Here is a 23,709-nt window from a genome sequence, read left to right on the forward strand (position 1 = left end):
AATTTCTTCGGGAATTATTTCTTAAGTACTAACATTCCTTCACTATCTCTCATTGTTATTGCACCATAAAAGCATCTACAAAAACCAATTGAATGATTACATTCTTTACACGGAATAGGCATTGTTTTAAAAGCATCCGCGATAGTCATTTTTAAACCATTTGATTTTTTACAAATGTCACAAGAGTTTGAACATGCAACAACTTCTACCATAAAAACTAAGTCACTTTCGAACTCTATTCTATTTAACGAAGCTTTCACACATTCTTTTAATAAGTAAAAATTATCTTTCCCTTCTTCATGCACTAACAAAGCCATCGAATAATATAGCATCTGTAATTGATTGAAATTACTATGATTTTTGTACACTAACTCATTAAAGAAAGACCAAATAACATCATTGTCATTATTTAGTATTCCAGATTTTTTAAAAAACTGTTCTTTTCTTTCATTAAAATCACGCTCTTTTATTCCAAATCTTTGTAAATCGGTCAACCATCTACTGCTGAAATTTATTCTTTTTTGCTCAGCATCGTAATTTAGTTTCTCATTTTCAGTAATAAGTTTTTTCTCTTTATAGTTGTTGAATTTTAAAATATAAATATTTTTTCCGCAATTAAAACATTTCGTCTTTCTTACTGGGAATTTCTTTAATACTATTTTACAATAAGGGCATATTGCTTCAGGTTCAATTTCGTGTTTTACAATCTCAAAATTATTTTCTTGACTTTCAATTTGTTCTGCGTCCTCATTCTTATTACCAAATAGCCATTTTATAATTCTCATAAAAAATATCAGGTTTAAATTTAAGGGTTTAAATTCAGTTATAATTCACTTTTACTTTTACCATTCTGATTTAATTAATTTTTTAATCTTAAACAATTCTACTAAATGCGGGTTCAATGTTTCGGTCAAATTATAGCCTAATGACGATTCTCTAATTTGACCATTTTTTTTCATCAAAGACTTCTCTATTGTAAATTCTGAAATTGTTTGCATTGAAATTCCTCCAGAATATAATCCAACAGGCTCTACAAAGAATTTAAAATTAAATACTGATACACGATACTTACCTCTCTTAGATTCGATCTTAAACTCTGCAGTTAACTGATTAAGTTTTTTATCATTAAAATTAGTTTTTTTAATCCTTCCAGTTGAATCTGTTAAAAACTCAATTCGCGGATTATACTTTAAATTAGATATACTTGTTGAATCTTCATAAACAAGTTTCCAAAATATAAGCTTGTCTTCAATTGTAAAGTTCTTATTTTGACCAAAACTGAATGAACTACCGACTAAGCAAAACCAAATTAATAAATTTCTCATATTCTTACTTTTTTTCAAATATAACAATTTCGTAGGTAAATATTTATTTTAATTAAAACACATAAAAAAAACCACTTCGTTATAAAGTGGTTTTCTAATTTATTTCTCTCTGATATAAATATCGATTGGCACTCCTGAAAAGTCCCAGTTTTCTCTAATTTTATTTTCCAGATAACGTTTGTAAGGTTCTTTTACATATTGTGGCATATTGGCAAAAAACACAAATTGTGGTGTTGGTGTTGGCAACTGCATGCAATATTTAATTTTTACATATTTCCCTTTTGTAGCTGGTGGTGGGTATGCTTCAATCACTTTCAACATAAATTCGTTGAATTTTGAAGTAGCAATACGTTGCTGTCTGTTTTCAAAAACTTTCACGGTTGCTTCCAATGCTTTCAATAAACGTTGTTTTGTTAAAGCCGAAACAAAAAGAATAGGCACATCCGTAAATGGCATTAATTCTTCTCTGATTTTAGCTTCATAATCACGAGTTGACATCGTTTCTTTCTCGACTAAATCCCATTTGTTCACTAAGATGACAACACCTTTACGGTTTTTCTCAGCTAACCAAAAAATACTTTGATCCTGACCTTCAAATCCACGAGTGGCATCAATAATCAACATACAAATATCCGCATGCTCAATCGCTCTAACCGAACGCATTACCGAGTAAAACTCTAAATCTTCCTTTACTTTTGCTTTACGACGGATTCCCGCAGTATCCACTAAGTTGAATTCGAAACCAAAACGGTCAAATTTTGTATCAATAGAATCACGAGTTGTTCCCGCAATGTCCGTAACAATATATCGATCTTTACCAATTAAGGCATTGATAAAGCTTGATTTCCCTGCATTAGGACGGCCTACAACTGCAAAACGAGGCAATGCAACTTCTTCTTGAGTTGGCTCTGGTTTTATAGGAAAAGCATCAATCAATGCATCTAATAAGTCCCCTGTCCCACTTCCTGAAATACTGGCAAACGTATAATATTCCCCTAAACCAAGATTGTAAAATTCAATCGCATCTTTCTCACGCATCGCATTATCCACCTTATTTACTGCAAGTAAAACTGGTTTTGTCACTTTACGCAGTAATCTCGCTACAGCATCATCCATTGGAGTGATTCCTTCTTCGACATCAACAACAAAAATGATAACATCCGCTTCATCAATGGCAAGCTCCACTTGTTTGCGAATTTCGCCTTCAAAAACGTCATCCGACCCACGTACGTAACCACCTGTATCAATTACAGAAAACTCTTTTCCGTTCCACTCGCTTTTACCATAGTTTCTATCTCGGGTCACCCCAGATACTGAATCTACAATAGCTTCTCTTCTTTGTATCAGCCTATTAAAAAGGGTTGATTTCCCTACATTAGGTCTTCCTACTATCGCAACAATGTTATTCATAATATAAATTCAAATATTTTGCAAAGGTACTCTATTATTTTGTAATCTAAGCTATCTGTTTTTTGCGTGAAGGATAGCAGTGAAAATCCTTTGTTGCAATTCTTTTTGCAATAAAGATTGTAACGTATAGCCTGACACTTGTGGTCACGCCCAAATTATATTATTGATTGTATCCAAATCGTCTTAACATATTTGTATTGCTTCTCCAGTTTTTATTCACTTTCACCACCAATTCAATATGGATTTGTTTACCAAAAAATTTCTCTAAATCAACACGAGCATCTACTCCTACTTTTTTTAAAGCGGCACCTTTATGACCAATAACGATTCCTTTTTGAGTTTCGCGCTCCACCATAATCAAAGAACGGATTCTAATGATGTTTTCATCCTCAAAAAACTCTTCGGTAACAATTTCTACTGCGTATGGGATTTCTTTGCTGTAATTCAACAAGATTTTCTCACGGATGGTTTCATTTACAAAAAAACGCTCCGGTTTATCTGTCAATTGATCTTTTGGGTAATAAGCAGGTGATTCCGGCAACAATTCAATGATTCTTCCAAAAACTTCCGGTACATTAAAATTCTGTAAAGCCGATATTGGAAAAATTTCCGCATTAGGAACTTTGGCAGTCCAGAAAGCCACTTGTTCTTCCAGTTGCACCTGATTTGAATTGTCAATTTTATTCAATAATAATAAAACAGGGATTTTGGCATGGATAATTTTATTAAAAAACGCTTCGTCTTTCAACTCTTGTTCTCCAATTTCCACCATATAAATCAGCACATCAGCATCTTCGAAAGCTGACTTCACAAAATTCATCATTGATTCCTGCATTTCGTATGCGGGTTTGATGATTCCAGGTGTATCTGATAAGATCATTTGAAAATCTTCTCCATTTACAATTCCTAGAATTCTATGACGTGTTGTTTGTGCTTTTGATGTGATTATTGACAATCTTTCTCCAACAAAGGCATTCATAAGTGTTGATTTACCAACATTTGGATTCCCGATGATGTTTACAAAACCTGCTTTATGTGACATTTCTATTATAATTTATTCTGCAAAGGTAGTCATATCAAGTCAATAGACGAAATAAAACATTTTTTAAAATTTTCGTTGGAAATACAGAAATTCGTCGTATATTTGCACCCGAAACAACGCGGGATAGAGCAGTAGGCAGCTCGTCGGGCTCATAACCCGAAGGTCACAGGTTCGAGTCCTGTTCCCGCTACTAAGAATTTTATTGAAATTACAAACGCACATCGCGGGATAGAGCAGTAGGCAGCTCGTCGGGCTCATAACCCGAAGGTCACAGGTTCGAGTCCTGTTCCCGCTACAGAGAGAAACCCATCAATATTTTGATGGGTTTTTTTATGCCCGGTAATTACTCATGGATTTGTTGTGTACATTTTATATTCTGAAAAATTCGAAAAGAATTATACTGGTTTTACTTCTAATTTAATTGAACGATTCAAATCTTATAATCTTTTAGGGACAAAAGGATATACTTTAAAACTTAGACATTGGAAGGCTATTCATGTTGAGTTTTTCAATTCAAAATCAGCAGTAATGAAAAGAGAAAAATATTTAAAATACGGAATTGGGAGAGAATTTATTCAAAATCTTAATCTAAACTAATAATTTGAAAAATTCAGCTTATCAAACTGAACGACTTGAAAGCCAAAGAGTAAACTCGAGCTTATAGCCACACCTAAACAACCTAAACAAAAAAACCTGTGAACCAAGCTTCACAGGTTTAGACAAACTAAGTTTATTAAAACAACTAAATATACAATATCAAAGAGTATTCAAACTCTTTATTATTTCTAAATTAATCTTCAGAAGCGATAGCTGTATTTTTACCAGTACTCACTTCTAATAAAACCGCTACTCCCTTATCATTTATCATTGTCATATTTAACGTATCCAAAACCGCTAAATTTCTAGATATTAATCCATTAAACATATTGTAAGAAATATTCATTTCTTTCAATTTATCTAATTTCTCAAGCTCGAAAGGTACCTGCCCAATCATTTTATTATCAAACAAACTAAGGTTTTCAAGCGACGCCATGTTTACTACTTCACTACTTAATCCTCCTGAAAGTTTATTACTGTTTAAAAGCAATGTTTTTAGCGTTTTTATTTCATACAATGAAGTTGGGATTTGTCCTACTATTTCATTATTGAATAACGAAAGTGTTTCTAATTGATTCAAAGCTCCAATTTGCACTGGTAACTCTCCTGAAATGGCATTCATGTACAATTCTAAATCTTTCAAATTATTCATTTCACAAATAGAAGATGGAATTGTTCCTGAAAGTTTATTGAAAGAAAGATTCAATACTTTCATTTCTTTTAATTTCCCTATTGAAGAAGGAATTGAGCCTGATATTTGATTTTTGTGTAAATCCAATTCTTGCAAACTCACTAAATCCAAAATTTCATTGGGAATTTCGCCAACTAGATTATTATCTTCTAAATTAATAGAAACCACTTTGTCATCTTGCAACGTAACACCATACCATGTACAAATAGGTGATGCTAAATCCCATTTTACAGTCCAATGATCTCCGTTTGTAGATTGATACAGTTTTACTAACGCATCTTTCTCTGATTGAGACACATCAGCAAACATTGGGAATGAAAATAAAAGGGTTAAAAATAGAGTGGTTATCTTTCTCAAAACGTTATATTTATTTCTTTAATAAGCATAAAACTACACACTGAAAAGCTAATCAGCAAATAAAATCGATGAAATACACTATTTTATAGTTTTTACAAAGCTATATCTTACAATAATGTTTGATTTTCTTAATTAAACATTAATTTATTAAATTTGACTTACTAATCATTAAAACCAATTTTATGGAAATCAATTTTCTGGCACTTTTTGTTGCTGCGCTATCTACACTTGTAGTAGGATTTGTTTGGTACAATCCAAAAGTTTTTGGAACCATTTGGATGAAAGAATCCGGTATGACCGAAGAAAAAATGAAAGGAGGGAATATGCTCTTGACATTTGGACTATCATTACTGTACGCTTTTTTCATAAGCTTTATAATACAAATGCTGACAATACACCAATTTGGCGCATTAGGAATGGTGGGAGGAGATCCAAGTATCGCAAAACCTTCATACGAGGCTTTTATGTCAGATTACGGAATGGCATTCAGAACTTTCAAGCATGGAGCTTTACATGGTTTTATGACTGGACTATTTTTAGTATTACCGGTTATAGGAACTAATGCATTATACGAAAGAAGAAGTTTCAAATACACTCTTGTCACTGGCGGTTTTTGGATTGTATGCTTTATGATAATGGGTGGAATTATTTGTGCCTGGAAATAATTTCTAATAATACCATTCGTTATTATAAAATAGTCAAATTGTCAGTTCGAGCGCAGTCGAGAACCGTTATGACATCTCGACTGCGCTCGATGTGATAAAAAAAATTGGACTATAATGAACTAATCAATGGTATGAAAATAAAATAAATTTCGTCTTGGCATTCTTCAAGACGAAATTTATTTTTTTTATTGAATTCCCTCAATAGCTTTGGCTAAATCTAAATCCTTATCCGTAACACCGCCTGCATCATGTGTTGTCAGCCTGATTGTGACTTTATTATACACATTGAATAATTCCGGATGGTGATTTCTTTTCTCGGCCATAACTCCTACTTGCACTATAAAACCTAATGCTTGCGTAAAATTTGAAAAGACAAACTTTTTCTCAATTCCATTATTAGCAAATTGCCAATCTTTTAGTGCTTTTAACTCTGGTTGAATTGTCTCTGCCGAATAGGTTTCCATAATGTACTTTTTAATTTATATAAAGTTAGTTAATTTCGAGACATTGAGAAATACTTTAACTTTATTAACTAATTTTGAAAAAAAATTACTCTTCAATTTTGACTACACCTTATTCTTTTAAAATTTATAGTGAGACAGCGCAACTTCCTTCAAACTGGGACGACTTAGCTGTTTCAACCATTTTTTTATCCAAAAAATACCTGGAGATTTTAGAAAAATCATCTCCAGAAAATATGGTGTGTCATTATATTGGATTATTCGAAAATGAAACTTTAGTTGGCATTGCTCTTTCTCAATTTTTAGATTTAAACCAACTGGAATCTTTTGGAGATCGGGATAAATGTATTAAAACTACTGTTCGAAATTTAGTTTTCAGAAATTTCGGTTCTCATGTTCTAGTGATTGGAAACAACATGCTGACCGGGCAAAATTCTTTTGCGTTATCAAAGTCTATTGATAAAAAGAAAGCGTTGCAAACCCTGAGATCCGCAACAACAGAATTGAAAAAAATGTTTCAGTCCAAAGGTAAAAAGATTCATATTACCACCTATAAAGATTTTCACAAAGAAGACATTGCGAACTTTGGCATTCCGGAATTCGAAAATGATTATCAGTTTTCGACACAACCAAATATGGTTTTTCACATCAATGAAAACTGGAAATCAGAACAAGACTACATTGACTCGCTTTCAAAAAAATACAGAGATCAATACAAACGAGCCCGAAAAAAAGCAACCATTATTGAGAAAAGAAAAATGCATCTGGAAGAGATCATAGCTCTGGAAGATACTATTTATGATTTGTATCTTCATGTGGCCAAAAATGCTCCTTTCAATACTTTTTTTCTACCTAAAAATCATTTTAGAGTTTTTAAAGAAATCTTTAAAGAAAAATTCCTTTTTTATGGCTATTTTATTGATGAAAAATTAATTGGGTTTAATACTTTAATAAAAAACGGTCCTGTAATGGACACGTATTTCTTAGGGTATGACGAAAGCATTCAACGCGAAAAAATGCTGTATTTGAACATGCTGTATGATATGATCGCATATTCCATCAATAAAGGCTTTAAGGAAATTGTATTTGCAAGAACGGCATTGGAAATTAAAAGTTCTGTGGGAGCAAAACCAATAAAAATGTATGGATTTATTGCGCATAGCAATCAAATAGTCAATTCGTATATGCCTAAAATATTTAGATATCTGGAACCAGAAACTAACTGGCAAGAACGAAACCCATTTAAATAACTCCACTATTTAAATTAGGAATAGCCACTTTCATTTGTTTGGGTAAAATTTTAATATCAAGTTTTGTTTCAGTACCACAATATTCTCCGTCAATTTGAAAACTAACTGGGGTATTTGTCATAACGATTGCTTTATCAGTAGAAATTATCTCAACATCGTCTGAATCTATAGGCATATTCCCTGAAATGATTTTTCCAAGTACTACTAAATCTAAATTTTTCAAAATAACTAATTCAAACTTTCCATCATCCATAACTCCGTTAGGATTAATAGAAACTCCCGTGCCGTATTTTTGAGAATTTGCAATTACAATCATTCTTGCTGTACATTCAATTGTTTCAAAATCGCCTGTTATTGTTGCAGTAAAAGGATCGTCTAAATCAATCAAAGTGGTAAACGTTTGTATCGCATATCCCCATTTTCCTCGAATACTACTATTCTCATAATTCTTGATCATTTCTGCATTTACTCCCAAATCACTTAAATGGATACTTTTTTTTCCATTGATGGAAATCATGTCTATTTCCATGTAGCCATTATGAAATGCAATTTCGAGGTTTTCTTCAATTGTGGATGGTAAATTTAAATCGACAGCCAAACCATTGGCAGAACCAGCGGGTAAAATTCCAATAATAACGTCATGGTTTTCCATGGCCTCAGCAACCATTTTTATTGTTCCATCTCCACCTGCTACAATAATTCGTTCCGGATTATAGGTTTCATAGAGCACTTTTATATTCTCAATATCAGAGGCACCTGAAGTATTATAAATTACAAGATTTAAATTCTCGTTACCGGCAAAAATTGTTGTCGCATCAATCAACTCTGATTTGTCAACATCCCCAGAGATTGGATTTACAACCAGCATAATATTATTTTTCAAACTTTTTCTTCTTTTATTGATTAAAAACAATTAATTTCAACAACACTCAAAAGTACTACATTAAATGAAACCAATTTTAAAATTATATCGAGGCTATGCTAATGAACAAGAATTGATTGTGATGGGGCATGTTTTTAAGCCAACAACAATTCAAGAGTATAATTTTCAAAAAAAGAATCTGAAAAACGCTACTTCGGTAATTAAAATGTTTCAAATAAAAACACAAGCAAACGCCGATGTATACTTAGAACACAACAATGCCAAAATTCATACCAAAACATTAATCGACGGTTATTTTAAATTCTGTGTTCCATTAGACCAAAACACTAATTATGGATGGATTGATTATGAAGTGAGTATAGTTTACAAAAATGAATTCATAACAACCCGAGACAGTTACATTCGACCTCATAAAGGAAATCTAGGAATCATATCAGATATTGACGACACTTTTTTAGTTTCGCACACGCTTAATCCTTTGAAAAAATTATATGTTTTATTATTTAAAAACGTAAACAAGAGAAAAATCTATGAAGATGTAGTGACGCATTATCAAGCTTTAAGTACAGCAGGAAGGGAAAATAAAGAAGAATTCAATGCTTTTTTCTATGTTTCCAGCAGCGAATGGAATTTGTATCGTTTTATCACAAAATTCACCGAAATTCACAAGCTCCCTAAAGCCGTTTTATTACTGAAGGATATTAAAACAAGCCTCACTGATTTTTTCTTAACCGGCAGAGGCAATCATAATCATAAGTTTGACAAAATAAAACACATTTTAGAATTTTATCCTAATTTAGAATACGTGCTTCTTGGAGATGATTCTCAACACGATCCATTTTTGTACGAGGCCATTTGTAAAATTTTCCCAGTAACCGTGAAGGCCGTTTATATCAGACAAACCGGAACAAACAAAAAAGACACAGTAAACGCGGTCTTGAAAAATTTAGAAACCCTGAAAGTTTCTGTTTGTTATTTTCAAAACAGTAGCGAAGCCATTGCGCACTCTAAAACGATTGGGATTATTGCATAAAAAAAGAGTTCCAAAATTGGAACTCTCGTTTTTATAAATTATCTATTTCTTCCTGAACTATTTCCCAATCAGAGAGAAGTTTGTCCAACTCTGCTTTTTTCTTATTGTATGCTGTGAAAAATTTAGCGTCTTCAATGTGTTTATCATAATTAGAAGCGAGCATTTTATCATCTTGCTGAATGTCCTTTTCTAATTGTTTGATTTGACTCTCCACCTTGCTCAACTTATTCTGTAACGCTTTCCCTTTTTTCTGATCTTCGTAAGAAGCTTTGTTGCTTTCTTTAGGCGCAGCTGCTTTTTGGGCATCTTTTTTCTCCACTTCACGCATATTTTCCATATTGCGTTGCTCTAAGAAATAGTTGATATCGCCTAAATATTCTTTTATTTTTTGGTCTTTGAATTCATAAACCAAATTTGACATTCCCTGCAAAAAATCCCTATCGTGAGAAACAAGCAATAAAGTACCGCCAAATTTTTGAAGGGCCGCTTTCAAAACATTCTTAGATTTAATATCCAAGTGATTCGTAGGCTCATCCATCAGCAAAACATTAATGGGTTGCAAAAGCAATTTACATAGCGCTAAACGGTTTCTTTCCCCTCCAGAAAGGACTTTTACCTTTTTTTCTACATCATCACCACGAAACAAGAAAGAACCCAGCATATCGCGTACTTTCATTCGGTTTGTATCAGCGGCGGCATCTTCCATGGTTTGTAACAAGGTGATTTCACCATCTAAATATTCCGCTTGATTTTGCGCAAAATAACCCAGCTGTACATTATGTCCTAACTTGATATTTCCTTTATACTCGAATTCGTCAACAATAGCTTTAATAAAAGTCGATTTTCCTTGTCCGTTTTGTCCAACGAAAGCAATTTTACTTCCACGCTCCACTAACAAACTGATATCTTTCAAAATCGTTTTGTCACCGTAACTTTTAGTCACGTTTTCGGCTTCAATTACAACTCTTCCCGGTTCTTTTGAAACTGGAAAAGTAATATTCATCACCGAATTGTCATCTTCATCAACTTCGATACGTTCTACTTTATCTAATTTTTTTATTAATGATTGTGCCATTGATGCTTTAGAAGCTTTAGCACGGAATTTTTCGATTAATTTTTCTGTTTCTTCAATTTTTTTGGCTTGGTTTTTCTGTGTAGCCAACTGCTTCTCACGAATTTCATGACGCAATTCTAAATATTGAGAATATGGTTTATTGAAATCATATGCTTTTCCTAGGGAAATTTCAATCGTTCTGTTCGTAACATTATCCAAAAACATTTTATCGTGCGAAACAATCACCACGACTCCAGGATAATTTCGAAGGAAGCTTTCTAACCAGATGATACTTTCTATATCCAAGTGATTCGTAGGCTCATCCAGCAACAAAACATCATTGGCCTGCAATAATAATTTGGCTAATTCAATACGCATTCTCCATCCACCAGAAAAGGTTTCGGTTTGATTATCGAACACGTCTCTTTTAAATCCTAAACCAAGTAAAATTTTCTCTGTATCACCCACATAATTATAACCACCCAATAAATCAAAACGATGGGTATAATCAGATAAGTCTTCTATAATTTGACTGTATTCATCACTTTCATAATCCGTTCTTGTAACTAACAAGTGATTAATCTCTTCGAGCTTTTTCTCAACAATTTTAATCTCTGTAAAAGCTTCGTATGCTTCTTCCAAAACTGTCCTTCCTTGTTCAAAATCAATATCCTGACGCAAAAATCCCATACGAAGATCTTTCTCTTGAGAAATAACACCTGAATCAGGAGCAAAATCTTTAGCCAACATTTTAAGCATGGTCGATTTCCCAGCCCCGTTTTTCCCAACAAGACCCACACGGTCTCCGGCACCCAATCGAAAGGTAACTTCTTCAAACAAATAAGTACCACCAAACGAAACGGATAAATTGTGTATATTAAGCATGTATTGTTATTTTATTCCTTTTTGAATGTGTAAATTTGTATCCCGAATTATCGGGACTAAAAAAGGAAAAATTAAATTTTTTGCAAATGTTAAAAAAAGGATCCAAATTATATAGCATTTTAACAGGAACTTGTCCTAAATGTCAGAATGAGAGTATGTATTTGGACAAAAATCCGTTACATTTCAACAAAATCTTGAAAATGCATGAAAATTGCAGCCATTGTGGTTTAAGATATCAGATTGAACCTTCCTTTTTTTATGGTGCAATGTATGTCAGTTACGGATTGAATGTTGCAGTTGGAATTGCTGTCTTTATAGTATCATTTGTAATCTTTGGCTCCAGCCTAAAAGTGGCTTTTATTGCTATAATTGCGTCACTTATTGTCTTATTCCCATTTGTCTTGCGATGGTCCAGAAACATATACATTAATATGTTTGTTTCGTATGATCCAAAAACGAACCAAAAATAATATTACGGTTGTCCTTTAGGCAGAAATCTTTTAATGTCAATTTCTTTATTTAGTGGAACTTGATGTTCTATGTTTTCAAATAATGCTTTTGCCATTGCCGGTCCAAGCATAACTCCTCTGGTTCCCAAACCATTTAGAATATGTATTGACTCATAATTTTGATGTGTTCCCACTAATGGTCTTCTGTCTTTTACTGTAGGTCGAACCCCAGCAAAATGCTTGACGATTTCAAAATCACACGTAATAATTTCCTTTATTCTATCTACTAATTCTGTTTTTCCTTCCTCAGTGGGCAAATCCGTTTTATCTTTCCAATTATACGTTGCACCAACTTTAAATAAATTATTCCCAAGTGGCAAAATAAACACACTCGTATTCACAATTACATCTAAATCTAACTCAGGTGCTTTAATAATAAAAAGCTCTCCTTTTGTACCGTCTAAAGGCAACTGATAAAAATAGGGATTTGCATGCATTCCAAAACCTTCCGCAAAAATGATATGCTTGGCTTGAATATCTTTATAACGAATACAATCACTTTCAATTTGTAAAGCATCATAATCAAAAGATTCTTCTTGAAACAAATTGTTATGCTTTAGATACTCTCTGTATTTATTTAATAATAAAGCAGTGTCTACATAACCCGTTTGTAAAACTTCACCATAACCGTAAGGGGAATCAATACCAACATATTTTTTAGAAATTAACTGTGTAGATAAAAAAGAAGCAAGCGCAACCTTATCTGAAGCGGCAAACCAATTATTCTGTTCTTCGACAGAAAAAAATTTTCTCAAAATTGGATTTTTAAAATCAACTTTACAATTCAGTTTTTCTTCTAAAAAAGTATAAAATTCATTCATAATCGCTAATTGCTCTTGGGCTTGCCAAACCTCGCTAAAACGTTTTAAAATAACAGGATTATACAAACCTCCTGCAATTTTAGATGAATTTTGAGAATTATTATCCAATACAAAAATAGATTTATCATTCCGCAAAGCAACCTCTGCAAATGAAATACCCGCTAAACCAGAACCTATAATTAAATAATCAATCATTTGAAATTATACCTTTTAAATAAGTGCAAAGTAAACACATTAAAACAAAAAAACTCTTACCATTACAGTAAGAGTTTTTTATTATATTTTAAAATCAGTATTAATAATTCCACATATCTTGTTCGAAATTGCGAATTTTTTCTTTTACTCTTTCCGATTCTAATAATTGATTTTGAGAGTTATCTTTCATGTATTCTTCAATAGTTCTATCGCCGTATACATTTTCTTCTTTGTAAATGACACTATTAAAACGCCTAGAGTTTAATATCTGATCAAATGAAACTGGCATTGCTGAATTTTTATCATTGAATGCTTTTGCTTCATGCAATACATCCCTTGCCGCTGGGAAGAATACCCAAAACAATTCGATATAATCTTTTTCATCACTGTTCATCGTATAAACATCAGGGGTTACGGGACAAATTCCCAATAAACGATACTTCAACTCACTCTGACGCTTATCAAAATACCAGTATCCTTTGATTTTATATTGGGTTACATCTTGTGCCGCTAAGTCTTGTTTTAAAATATACTCATCAGATATTTTATTTCCTGCATTTATTTGCTCTCTACCCGCATCAGTTGTGTCAATACGAGTCAATGAAGTTTGAATATCTTGCATCGATTTTTTAGTATTGAAATAACTGTCAGTGTAGACCTCAGTAATTTTACCGTTTTTCAAAGCTTTAGTAAGCACATCATACAGGGATCTTCTATCAGATCCAATATTTGCAGTATCAATAGGAAAGTACAAAGCAAAATTAATTTTTTCGCTTAAGTCAATAATTTCCCATGTAGTCTTACCCATTAAAACATCTCTATCATGTACATAACCATATACTAATGGCTTATCATTATCTGAAATGAGCTGTGCCGCAGTTTTAAGTCCAATTTGGTCAGGAGTTTTTGCATTAAGCAAATTAGACTGCCCAAAACAAGCAAAACTTCCCGTAATAGAGACTATAGCGATTAAAAAATTTCTTACATTCATCATGGTATCATAATAAGAATTGAAGTAGGTTATGTATAAACTTACTTATTATTTATTGTATTTCAAAAATTACTGGAGCTGTTCTTGGTAATAAATAACTACCTGCACCTACAAGTTTTGTTTTTATTTCAGAAATAGTAACTTGATCTCCTCTAACTGCTTTTGAGAGTACTGCATTACACTGTGCATTCAATTTATTTCCTGTAACAACTACAGTAGGTTGACCTGTTACTTTTAGATTAAATCCAACTACATTCAAACCAACTTCAAAATCGAAATCAACTAATTTAGCTCCAATTGTAGCAATTTGCAAATTTGATTTAGGTCCTTTAACCACACCCATTTCTCCTCTAATAGTTCCAGTTGGACCAGGAATTCCTTTTATTCTAAAGGTTTTCTTATCCGAAACTTTAGAACCATCAGGAAGAGCACCAGTTACATTAATAACTACTTCAGAACCTGAACCTGGACTCATATTGTATTTACCACCACCTGCAGAACTTAATCCAGGAGCACTAGCTGAAACTTTATCAGCTGAAACACCTGCAAAAGAAATAGTCATTGGGTTTACAACACCTCTATACACTACATTCATTTTATCAGCAGAAATAGTAGCCGACTTTGGTCTTGCAACAACAACGTATTTATCTTTAATAGGTAAGCTAACCACTTTCCCATTTTCGTCAAAATTAAACGAACCGCCAATAGCATGTTCTCCAATATTACCTGCTCCAAAAGAGAATTTAGCTTGACCTGCTTGCGCTTGTACACTAGATCCATTTACAATAACAGATTTTGCTTTTAATGAAGGATCAAATTTACCTAAAATAATTTTTCCCGTTACCGCTTCCCCTTGAAAGAAAACAGATTTATCAAGAACGACAATAGGTTGGTAAGCTGTAAGTGACGCTGCAGCAACTAAATCCGATTGAAACATTCCTGTCATTACATCGCTTTCCGTTGTTTTGATATCAGCTTGTAATTGTGACAATTTAGTAATTGTAGCAATAAGTGGATATCCTTTATAGTTGTAATCAATCCAATCTAATTTAGCACCTGCTTTTTCAGAATAAACTGGCTTTGTAGCAAATCTTGCTTCAATCTTTTTCATTTCAGATTCAGCAATTGAACTTCCACCAATGGCTTTTATCTGAGTAGAGAAATTATTGATTTTATCTAAAAACTCTTTACCTTGTTTAGAAACTCTATCTCCAGTAAAAAACATTCTGTCAATTAAATCCCCTTTATCCATTTGCTCATATGGCAAATTTCCTTCGGCATCTCTTTCAAATTTGGTAGTAACCTTAGTTTTGATATTTTCTATGTAGTCGTTAAACTCTTTAGACAAAGCTCTAATTTTTTCAACTTTAGCTTTTTTATCTCCAAATTGCCCTGGTTGATCTACTGCTTTTTGAGCTAATTGTTGAAATGAACTTTCATTTCTGGTATCAGTTATAGAGTTAGACTCTACTATTTTATTATTTAAAATCCCAAAAGCTGACAACACCTCTTTGGACATATTTAAAGCTAACATCGCGATGAAAACCAAGTACATTAGGTTAATCATCTTCTGTCTAGGGGTTAGTTTTCCTCCTGCCATATTTTCTACTAATTAGTTTGTTGTTTTTATATCGTTTGAAACTAATTATCCTTTATTGCCCATTGCAGAAAGCATACCACCATAAACATTGTTCAACGAAGCAATATTTGCAGTCATAGATTGCATTTGTTCTTTCAATTTTCCTGCATTTTCAGCAATTTCTTTGTTTGCTTCAGCATTTCTTGAAGCACTTTCTAATTGTACTTTGTATAAGCTATTCAATGATTCCATCTGTGCCGCAGCCATAGAAAGTTCTTCACTATACTTTTTTGTAGCAGAAATAGAATCTACAGTCGGAGCAATTCCTTTAGCTGCTGATTCAAAATTTTTGATACTATTTCCTAAACTTGCCATCAATTCTCCATCAATTTTAGCGTCTTTTAACATTGCGTCCAATTTTTGAGACAATAACCCTTGAGTATCAGCAGGAACTTCAGCTTTTGGTTTTCTTTCTCCAGCAGGTTTACCATTAGCAAGCTCTGGATAAACTAATGTCCAATCTAATTCATCCTCAACTGGTTCAAAAGCAGAAAGAGCAAAGATTGCGGCTTCAACAACAAGACCTATAGTAAGCATTAGATTTCCAGTTATGATTCCAAATTCAATATGTGTAATTTTAAATAATGCTCCAATAATTACAACCGCAGCTCCCATACCGTATGCGAAATTCATTTGTTTTTTACTTAGTAATGCCATAATAGTTTTTTTTTATTTAATGATATAGATTTGGTTTCTTTTTGTGTATTTATTTCTTTTTCGCGTTCCCAGTGGTTTGAAGTCCCATATAATCTTGAACAGTTCTAAAACCAATATAACTTCTTGCAGAATCTGCATATTCATGATCACGAGTACTTACTTGAAGGAAATAAGCAACGTCTTTCCATGATCCGCCTCGAACTACTTTTCTTTGATTTTTATAATCCTGAACATTTGGGTTCATTGAAGAAACATATTCGTAAGCATTTGGGTCATAAGATGAATCAGTCCACTCAGAAACGTTTCCAGCCATGTTATAAAGATTATAACCATTTGGCTCATACGATTTTGCTTCTACAGTGTATAAAGACTCGTCTGCTGCATAATCCCCTCTATTAGGTTTAAAATTAGCAAGAAAACATCCCCTATCATTTTTAGTATAAGGACCACCCCAAGGATAAGTAGCTGATTCTAAACCACCTCTAGCTGAATATTCCCATTCTGCTTCTGTTGGTAGCCTGAAAGAGTTTATCAAGTCGTGGCTTTTCTTTTTAGATTTTATGTAGGTATTTTTATTCAAAGTTCTCCAAGCACAAAAAGCTTTCGCCTGAGTCCATTTAACCCCAACGACCGGATAGTCTCCATAAGCTTTATGCCAAAAATAATCATTGTGCATAGGCTCATTATAAGAATAAGCGTAATCTTTAATCCAAACTGTAGTATCAGGATATACTTTTACTTCTTCTGTTCTGATGAAATTTTTTCTATTTCCTACTTTAGCTTTTGCAGCTGCTTGAATATCCATCCAAGAGTAACGAAATTTCAATTTATTAACATCAATAGTTCTTAATCCATTGTAAGAAGCTTCTATTGGCAAATACATTGAATCCATTACCTCAGCATAATAAGCATCCGGATATAGTTTAGTATCCTTAATTAGTTTCACTTTTTTGTTCAATTTTCTTCCTGCATAAGGATCATCTGCAGTTCCTACACTGTAATAATTATCATACATGTATTTATCATAAGCTGTCATCTTTTCAGGATCTGAATCATTAAAAGCAAAATCACCAATGCTCCCGGCATTTTTACCTTTACCTTTAGGATCTCCTGCACCTGCAGTCTGACCACTTTCATCAGCAAGAATAGCTAATCTAACTCTCATAGTAGAATCCTTTACCCATTCTACAAATTGACGGTATTCACTATTGGTAATTTCAGTTTCATCCATATAAAATGAACGAACAGTAACAGTTTTTGTAGGAGCATCTTCCACGTTAGCTAAATCACCATCTGATTTACCCATAATAAAAGCACCCCCAGGAATTAAAGCCATTCCATAAGGCTTTTCAGGATGCCATTTTCCTCCATTAATACCAACTAATTCTCCTTTATCGCTTGATTTACCACAGCCTATTAAAAGGGCCAAAATTGACGTATATGCAATGAACTTCTTCATATAAAATTGGTTATCTATTCATTATTTTTTAAGTGTGTAAACCTATTTATTATTTATTAATAAAACAATATTTTTGCTATGAAATTAATTCGAGCTCAAAAATAATGTTAAATAAAATACAAAAAAAATATTTTATCGACAAAATGCAATAATAATCGATACAATACATTAAAATTATTTTTTTTGTGTTTTTTCTACAGTTAAGCTTATAAAATATATTAATTCTTAAACAGTTTTCAAGGATTGAATTGTAAATCTCGAATATTTAATTAGAAAACATTCTTACGTTGAGCTTTCCACCATCTTTCAGGCAATTCTTGGTTACATGCTAATAAGTATTCTTCATAGGAACATGGTAATAACGTATTTCTTTTTAGTTTATTATTACCATTTGAAACAAATGGAATTTCTATCCACCATCTATCTGTTTTATCACTTTTATAAAAAACAAGTTCCTCTTCTTCTAATGGGACTATGTATTTTAAATAATTTTCTTTACTCCCAAAAGGATATTCATTAGAACGATAATGAAACCCTTCTATGAAATACCAAATTATCTGTGCTATGATGACAGATTCTTGAGCCGAATTATTATGGTTGAATATTCCAAATGACGAAACTTTATCACTTATCCCTGCATATCGTGACAAAGAACAAATCTCTTTTCCATTAAAACCATTTGGTGCAAACGAAATAAAATTTCCCGAATCAGATGATTTAACCGAATTCAAATCAATACTTACTAAATCGGCATCTCTAAAAACAGGCTCCGAAATAGAGATATTATTAGAAACTTCTCCTAATCTATAGGCGTCGAAAAATAGTTTTTCTATTAAATCTATTTCTTCCTGCGAATTAAAATAAGTTTGATACCCAATATTACAGTAATTGAAAAGATTATTTGGTTCGTCTACAATTATTTTTGTTAAATAAGAAGATGCTGAAACTTCTTCTTCGTCCTTACCAAAATCAAATTTGTTATCAATGGATACTAAATTGACCATTTGTTCCAAATCATCGTAAGCCCTGTAAAGTGCATACGTCAAATCTTGGGAACCGCCAATAACGATAGGTGTAATTTTTTTCTTAATTAGACTTGCAACTACTTTTTTTAATGCATAATAAGTGTCTTCAGTAGAGTTTCCTGCTAAAATGTCTCCTAAATCAGCAATAGAAGCATCCCAATTTCCTGGAAACAACCCATAAAGCTCTTTTCTAAGTGGTATTAAATCAACATCAGAAACCGCTTTTTTATCTCCTTGATTTTCTAAAACACCTATTATAGCAATTTTAATCTTATTTAAATCCGGAAATTGTTCCTTTGTGTGCAAAACCATTTTACTTCCAAGTTGCTGAGAAGTCAATCCATTAATAAAGCCCCGGATTTCATCATTTACGGGTTTCAGAAAATCAAATTCCATTTTTACTTTTTTGCTACGGGTTTCTTAACTACTGTTTTCTTTGCAACTGCTTTCTTAGCGGGTGCTTTTTTAGCAGCTACTTTTTTAGCCGGTGTTTTCTTGGCAATCATTTCCTGAACTTCTTCTAATGTCAATTTTGTGGCATCAACATCTTTACTTAATTCGATTTTGATTTTACCTTTGGTAATAACGGAACGTCCCCAACGTGCTTTTTCAACTAAAATTCCTTCTTCTTCCCAATTATGCAAAACCTTATCAATATTCTTTTGCAATTTATCTTCTATCAACGCTTCAATGTCTGCTTGAGACAAATTATCAAAATTATATTTCTTACTCACATTTATAAACAAGCCGTCCCATTTGATAAAGGGACCAAAACGACCCACACCTTTTTGAACACCTTCACCTTTATAAACTGCAATCGGTGCATCGGCTAGTGCTTTTTCATCGATTAATTCCTGAGCTCTTTCAAAATCTACATCTAATGGGTTTTCTCCTTTTGGCAAGGAAACAAAAGCAGCACCGTGACGAATATAAGGACCATAACGGCCATTACTCACTTCAACTTCTTCGCCTTTATATACACCTAAATTTTTTGGTAATAAAAATAAATTCAATGTTTCTTCGAGAGTGATGTTTCCAATGTTTTGATCGTTCATCAAACTCGCAAACTTTTTCTCTTCATCATCAGCAGCACCTATTTGAGCCATGGGTCCAAATTTCCCTAAACGAACTGAAACCGGTTTCCCTGTTTTTGGATCTATTCCTAAAATTCTCTCCCCACTTTCTCTATCCGCATTCGCTTCTACATCTTTCACTGTTGGGTGAAAATTATCATAGAACTCTTGCATCATTTTCGTCCAAACGATATTTCCTTCGGCAATTTCATCAAAATCCTGTTCCACTTTTGCAGTGAAATTATAATCTAAAATATTTCCGAAATTCTTAACCAAGAAATCCGTAACAATCGTTCCTATATCGGTAGGAACTAATTTCCCTTTATCAGAACCGGTATTTTCTTTCAATAACTTCTCTCCTACTTTCCCGGATTGCAAAGTCAATTGCGTATAATTACGTTCTTGTCCGTCAAGATTTCCTTTCTCTACATAATTTCTATTGATAATCGTAGAAATCGTTGGCGCATAAGTAGAAGGACGACCAATACCCAGTTCCTCTAATTTTTTCACCAAGGAAGCTTCAGTATATCTTGCAGCAGCACGAGAATATCGCTCTGTTGCAGTAATGTAATTGTTTTGTAATTTTTCGTTGACTTTCATTGCAGGCAACATTCCTTCTTGTTCTTCTTCATCGTCATCATGACCTTCCAAGTACACTTTCAAGAAACCTTCAAAAAGCAACACTTCTCCAGATGCCGTGAATATTTCACCGTGATTGTTTGCTTCAATTTTCACGTTAGTACGTTCTAATTGCGCATCACTCATTTGCGAAGCTAACGTTCTTTTCCAAATCAAATCATACAAACGCGCTTGATCTCTGTCTATATCTACCGTATGACGGGACATATCTGTAGGGCGAATAGCCTCGTGCGCTTCTTGTGCGCCTTTACTTTTATTGACAAAAGTTCGAGGTTTAGAAAATTCTTTTCCGTAGGATTTGATGATTTCCGCTTCAGCAGCTTCCATTGCATCTTTAGATAAGTTCACACTATCAGTTCTCATATAAGTAATCAATCCCGCTTCGTACAAACGTTGTGCGAGTTGCATGGTAATTCCAACAGGCAAATACAATTTTCTCGCTGCTTCTTGTTGCAAAGTAGAAGTTGTAAATGGACCAGTTGGTGATTTTTTGGTAGGCTTCGTTTCTAAATCGGCTACCTTATATGTAGAACCAATATTTTTATTTAAAAAATCTTCGGCTTCTTTTTTAGTATTAAAATTTTTAGGCAGCTTAGCTTTGAAAGACTTTCCGGCTTCATTGGTAAATTCAGCCACAACAGAATACGTTGCAATAGCTTTGAAGTTTTGAATTTCTCTTTCTCGCTCTACAATCAAGCGAACAGACACTGACTGTACACGACCAGCAGAAAGTCCGCCTTTAATTTTTCTCCAAAGTACAGGCGACAATTCATAACCAACCAATCTATCCAAAACACGACGCGCTTGTTGTGCATTGACTAAATTATAATCGATTTCTCGTGGATTATCAATTGCTTTTAGAATCGCAGTTTTAGTAATTTCGTGAAAAACAATTCGCTTGGTTTTAGTTTTGTCTAATTTCAATTCTTCGGCTAAATGCCAAGAAATAGCTTCACCTTCGCGATCCTCATCACTTGCTAACCAAACCATTTCGGCTTTTTTTGCTAATCCTTTTAATTTGGTGACCAATGCTTTTTTATCGGCAGAAACTTCATATTTTGGTTTAAAACCATTTTCTACATCTACACCAATTTCTTTGGAAGGCAAGTCTGCAATATGCCCATAACTGGACTCTACTTGAAAATCACTTCCTAGAAATTTCTCGATTGTTTTTGCCTTTGCAGGGGACTCAACTATAACTAAATTCTTTGCCATTGCTCTATTTTTCTGGGACAAAAGTATCTATTTTTTTTAAATATTGGGCTTTTGATTTTATTTTTGAATTATTTCACAATCATTAATAGGTAAGTTATTGCCATACTCGATTGTTTTTTAGCCCCGATTATAGTGAAAAGCCCGGAGCAAAAAAGTAAAAGTTTCCTGTTCTAAAAAAGCGACCAACGGAAGCTCTTTTTAGGACTTTGGAAACTTTACTTTTTTTTGTGAGGACTTGTAACGGAAAGCGGGAGATAGCTCCCCAGAAAAAATGCCTTAAAATACTGTTAATTCTTAATCTGACATCTTGTCATATTTATTTGAATTGAGTTATCTTTGTGCTTTGAAAATACATGATGGAAAAGATTATTGAAGAAAGTAAGCAAGGCGAAAGTCTTGTTCTGGAGAATAAACCTGAGAATACAAAAAAACTATTTATAGAAAGTTACGGTTGTGCGATGAATTTTTCTGACAGTGAAATTGTAGCTTCTATTCTATCCGGAAACGGATACAATACGACGCAAGTTCTAGAAGAAGCCGATTTGGTTTTGGTCAATACTTGTTCTATTCGAGACAAAGCTGAGCAAACAATTCGTAAACGTTTGGAAAAATACAATGCTGTAAAACGTATTAATCCAAAAATGAAAGTGGGCGTTTTAGGCTGTATGGCGGAACGATTGAAAAGTCAATTCCTTGAAGAAGAAAAAATCGTTGATCTTGTTGTGGGCCCTGATGCCTATAAAGATTTACCAAACCTTTTACTGGAAGTAGAAGAAGGTCGTGATGCGATTAACGTGATTTTGTCGAAAGACGAAACCTACGGTGATATTTCTCCGGTTCGATTGATGAGTAACGGAATTACCGCTTTGGTTTCAATTACCCGTGGTTGCGACAATATGTGTACGTTTTGCGTGGTGCCATTCACCCGTGGACGCGAACGCAGCCGTGAACCACAAAGTATCATGAAAGAAATCCTAGATTTGTGGGACAAAGGGTTTAAAGAAATTACGCTTTTGGGGCAAAACGTGGATAGTTTCCTTTGGTACGGTGGCGGATTGAAGAAAGATTTTGAAAATGCTACCGAAATGCAAAAAGCTACGGCAGTTGATTTTGACCAATTACTGGAAATGGTAGCCATTGGTTTTCCTAAAATGAGAATCCGATTTTCGACCTCTAATCCACAAGATATGCACGAAAGTGTTTTGCATGTTATTGCAAAACATCCTAATATTTGCAAACACATTCACTTGCCGGTGCAGTCCGGAAGCAATAGAATTTTGAAAGAAATGAACCGTTTGCACACGCGTGAAGAATACATGACTTTGATTGACAAAATCAGAACTATTATCCCAAACAGTTCGATTTCACAGGATATGATTGCTGGTTTCCCTACAGAAACCGAAGAAGATCATCAAGACACTTTGAGTTTGATGGAATATGTGAAGTATAATTTTGGTTATATGTATTCGTATTCTGAACGTCCGGGAACTTTGGCAGGAAGAAAAATGGAAGATGACGTTACTGAAGAAACGAAAGCAAGAAGATTGCAGGAAATTGTCGATTTACAACAAAAACACGCTTGGTTCCGCAGTGAAGAATTCATTGGACTAACAGTAGAAGTTTTGGTTGAGAAAGTTTCAAAAAAATCGACAGAAGAATTTTCTGGAAGAAATTCACAAAGTATTACCGTTGTTTTTCCGAAAGAAAATTACAAGATTGGGGATTTTGTGAATGTGAGAATCACTTCTTGTACCAGCGGAACTTTGAAAGGAGCAGCAGTTGGTTTGAGTGAGATGAATTGATTTTTTTACCACAAATTTCGCAAATTTTCAC

At 33.4% G+C, this 23,709-nt stretch carries 21 protein-coding genes and 2 tRNA genes; 8 read left to right on the forward strand and 15 right to left on the reverse strand.

The window, feature by feature from the left end:
* Positions 1 to 14: 14 nt before the first annotated feature.
* The 4 genes from ACNQF6_RS03725 to era all read right to left on the reverse strand — a co-directional run bounded on the left by ACNQF6_RS03725 (position 15) and on the right by era (position 3,777).
* On the reverse strand, positions 15 to 785 hold the full coding sequence (locus tag ACNQF6_RS03725) for a hypothetical protein (RefSeq protein WP_417963366.1): 771 nt from the start codon (positions 783 to 785) through the stop codon (positions 15 to 17).
* A 57-nt stretch (positions 786 to 842) separates the two neighbouring features.
* On the reverse strand, positions 843 to 1,325 hold the full coding sequence (locus ACNQF6_RS03730; protein WP_417963369.1) for a hypothetical protein: 483 nt from the start codon (positions 1,323 to 1,325) through the stop codon (positions 843 to 845).
* Positions 1,326 to 1,424: 99 nt separating this feature from the next.
* Complete coding sequence (gene der, locus ACNQF6_RS03735) at positions 1,425 to 2,735, reverse strand: ribosome biogenesis GTPase Der (RefSeq protein ID WP_417963371.1); 1,311 nt, start codon at positions 2,733 to 2,735, stop codon at positions 1,425 to 1,427.
* 160 nt (positions 2,736 to 2,895) lie between these two features.
* On the reverse strand, positions 2,896 to 3,777 hold the full coding sequence (gene era / locus ACNQF6_RS03740; protein ID WP_417963373.1) for a GTPase Era: 882 nt from the start codon (positions 3,775 to 3,777) through the stop codon (positions 2,896 to 2,898).
* 117 nt (positions 3,778 to 3,894) lie between these two features.
* Between era and ACNQF6_RS03745 the strand changes: the two genes are divergently transcribed.
* The 3 genes from ACNQF6_RS03745 (at position 3,895) to ACNQF6_RS03755 (ending at position 4,374) form a co-directional block, all read left to right on the forward strand.
* A tRNA-Met gene (locus ACNQF6_RS03745) sits at positions 3,895 to 3,967 on the forward strand.
* Between the two features lie 32 nt (positions 3,968 to 3,999).
* Positions 4,000 to 4,072: transfer RNA gene (locus ACNQF6_RS03750), tRNA-Met, on the forward strand.
* A gap of 65 nt (positions 4,073 to 4,137) precedes the next feature.
* Positions 4,138 to 4,374 carry a GIY-YIG nuclease family protein gene (locus tag ACNQF6_RS03755; protein ID WP_417963375.1) on the forward strand — a complete coding sequence of 79 codons (237 nt, stop codon included), beginning with the start codon at positions 4,138 to 4,140 and terminating at the stop codon, positions 4,372 to 4,374.
* 193 nt (positions 4,375 to 4,567) lie between these two features.
* Here ACNQF6_RS03755 and ACNQF6_RS03760 read toward each other — a convergent pair whose 3' ends face one another.
* Positions 4,568 to 5,422, reverse strand: coding sequence for a leucine-rich repeat domain-containing protein (locus ACNQF6_RS03760; RefSeq protein WP_417963377.1), 855 nt, complete (start codon positions 5,420 to 5,422; stop codon positions 4,568 to 4,570).
* Positions 5,423 to 5,604: 182 nt separating this feature from the next.
* Here ACNQF6_RS03760 and ACNQF6_RS03765 point away from each other — a divergent pair, with 182 nt between their 5' ends.
* Positions 5,605 to 6,087, forward strand: coding sequence for a DUF1761 domain-containing protein (locus ACNQF6_RS03765; protein WP_417963379.1), 483 nt, complete (start codon positions 5,605 to 5,607; stop codon positions 6,085 to 6,087).
* Positions 6,088 to 6,272: 185 nt separating this feature from the next.
* Here ACNQF6_RS03765 and ACNQF6_RS03770 read toward each other — a convergent pair whose 3' ends face one another.
* Positions 6,273 to 6,551: a 4a-hydroxytetrahydrobiopterin dehydratase gene (locus tag ACNQF6_RS03770; RefSeq protein WP_417963381.1), complete on the reverse strand. Its 279-nt coding sequence runs from the start codon at positions 6,549 to 6,551 to the stop codon at positions 6,273 to 6,275.
* Between the two features lie 98 nt (positions 6,552 to 6,649).
* On the opposite strand from ACNQF6_RS03770, the gene ACNQF6_RS03775 reads away from it, so the two are divergent.
* Positions 6,650 to 7,798 (forward strand): 8-amino-7-oxononanoate synthase, encoded by a 1,149-nt coding sequence (locus tag ACNQF6_RS03775; protein ID WP_417963799.1) that lies wholly within the window; start codon positions 6,650 to 6,652, stop codon positions 7,796 to 7,798.
* On the opposite strand, the gene ACNQF6_RS03780 is transcribed toward ACNQF6_RS03775, so the two are convergent.
* Positions 7,791 to 8,681 (reverse strand): diacylglycerol/lipid kinase family protein, encoded by an 891-nt coding sequence (locus ACNQF6_RS03780; protein ID WP_417963383.1) that lies wholly within the window; start codon positions 8,679 to 8,681, stop codon positions 7,791 to 7,793. The genes ACNQF6_RS03775 and ACNQF6_RS03780 overlap by 8 nt on opposite strands.
* Before the next feature lie 64 nt (positions 8,682 to 8,745).
* On the opposite strand from ACNQF6_RS03780, the gene ACNQF6_RS03785 reads away from it, so the two are divergent.
* The gene (locus tag ACNQF6_RS03785; RefSeq protein WP_417963385.1) at positions 8,746 to 9,714 is read left to right on the forward strand and encodes an App1 family protein; all 969 of its coding nucleotides are present in this window, start codon (positions 8,746 to 8,748) and stop codon (positions 9,712 to 9,714) included.
* Positions 9,715 to 9,745: 31 nt separating this feature from the next.
* Here ACNQF6_RS03785 and ACNQF6_RS03790 read toward each other — a convergent pair whose 3' ends face one another.
* The gene (locus ACNQF6_RS03790; protein WP_099714474.1) at positions 9,746 to 11,653 is read right to left on the reverse strand and encodes an ABC transporter ATP-binding protein; all 1,908 of its coding nucleotides are present in this window, start codon (positions 11,651 to 11,653) and stop codon (positions 9,746 to 9,748) included.
* An 86-nt stretch (positions 11,654 to 11,739) separates the two neighbouring features.
* On the opposite strand from ACNQF6_RS03790, the gene ACNQF6_RS03795 reads away from it, so the two are divergent.
* On the forward strand, positions 11,740 to 12,123 hold the full coding sequence (locus ACNQF6_RS03795; RefSeq protein WP_417963387.1) for a DUF983 domain-containing protein: 384 nt from the start codon (positions 11,740 to 11,742) through the stop codon (positions 12,121 to 12,123).
* A gap of 2 nt (positions 12,124 to 12,125) precedes the next feature.
* Here ACNQF6_RS03795 and ACNQF6_RS03800 read toward each other — a convergent pair whose 3' ends face one another.
* The 7 genes from ACNQF6_RS03800 to topA form a co-directional block, all read right to left on the reverse strand.
* Positions 12,126 to 13,178, reverse strand: a complete 1,053-nt coding sequence (locus tag ACNQF6_RS03800; protein ID WP_417963389.1) for an NAD(P)/FAD-dependent oxidoreductase — start codon at positions 13,176 to 13,178, stop codon at positions 12,126 to 12,128.
* A gap of 100 nt (positions 13,179 to 13,278) precedes the next feature.
* The gene (gene porN / locus ACNQF6_RS03805; protein ID WP_417963801.1) at positions 13,279 to 14,169 is read right to left on the reverse strand and encodes a type IX secretion system ring subunit PorN/GldN; all 891 of its coding nucleotides are present in this window, start codon (positions 14,167 to 14,169) and stop codon (positions 13,279 to 13,281) included.
* A gap of 52 nt (positions 14,170 to 14,221) precedes the next feature.
* The gene (gene porM / locus ACNQF6_RS03810) at positions 14,222 to 15,769 is read right to left on the reverse strand and encodes a type IX secretion system motor protein PorM/GldM (protein WP_417963392.1); all 1,548 of its coding nucleotides are present in this window, start codon (positions 15,767 to 15,769) and stop codon (positions 14,222 to 14,224) included.
* Positions 15,770 to 15,814: 45 nt separating this feature from the next.
* Positions 15,815 to 16,465 (reverse strand): type IX secretion system motor protein PorL/GldL, encoded by a 651-nt coding sequence (porL, locus tag ACNQF6_RS03815; protein ID WP_417963395.1) that lies wholly within the window; start codon positions 16,463 to 16,465, stop codon positions 15,815 to 15,817.
* Positions 16,466 to 16,514: 49 nt separating this feature from the next.
* A complete protein-coding gene (gene porK, locus ACNQF6_RS03820; RefSeq protein WP_417963397.1) occupies positions 16,515 to 17,924 on the reverse strand; it encodes a T9SS ring complex lipoprotein PorK/GldK in 1,410 nt (469 codons plus the stop codon).
* Between the two features lie 269 nt (positions 17,925 to 18,193).
* The gene (locus ACNQF6_RS03825; RefSeq protein WP_417963399.1) at positions 18,194 to 19,345 is read right to left on the reverse strand and encodes a formimidoylglutamase; all 1,152 of its coding nucleotides are present in this window, start codon (positions 19,343 to 19,345) and stop codon (positions 18,194 to 18,196) included.
* 2 nt (positions 19,346 to 19,347) lie between these two features.
* The gene (gene topA / locus ACNQF6_RS03830; RefSeq protein ID WP_417963401.1) at positions 19,348 to 21,876 is read right to left on the reverse strand and encodes a type I DNA topoisomerase; all 2,529 of its coding nucleotides are present in this window, start codon (positions 21,874 to 21,876) and stop codon (positions 19,348 to 19,350) included.
* 356 nt (positions 21,877 to 22,232) lie between these two features.
* Between topA and miaB the strand changes: the two genes are divergently transcribed.
* A complete protein-coding gene (miaB, locus tag ACNQF6_RS03835; RefSeq protein WP_417963803.1) occupies positions 22,233 to 23,678 on the forward strand; it encodes a tRNA (N6-isopentenyl adenosine(37)-C2)-methylthiotransferase MiaB in 1,446 nt (481 codons plus the stop codon).
* The last annotated feature ends 31 nt before the right edge of the window (positions 23,679 to 23,709 follow it).

This window comes from Flavobacterium pasteuri (assembly GCF_048286615.1).
Taxonomy (GTDB): domain Bacteria; phylum Bacteroidota; class Bacteroidia; order Flavobacteriales; family Flavobacteriaceae; genus Flavobacterium.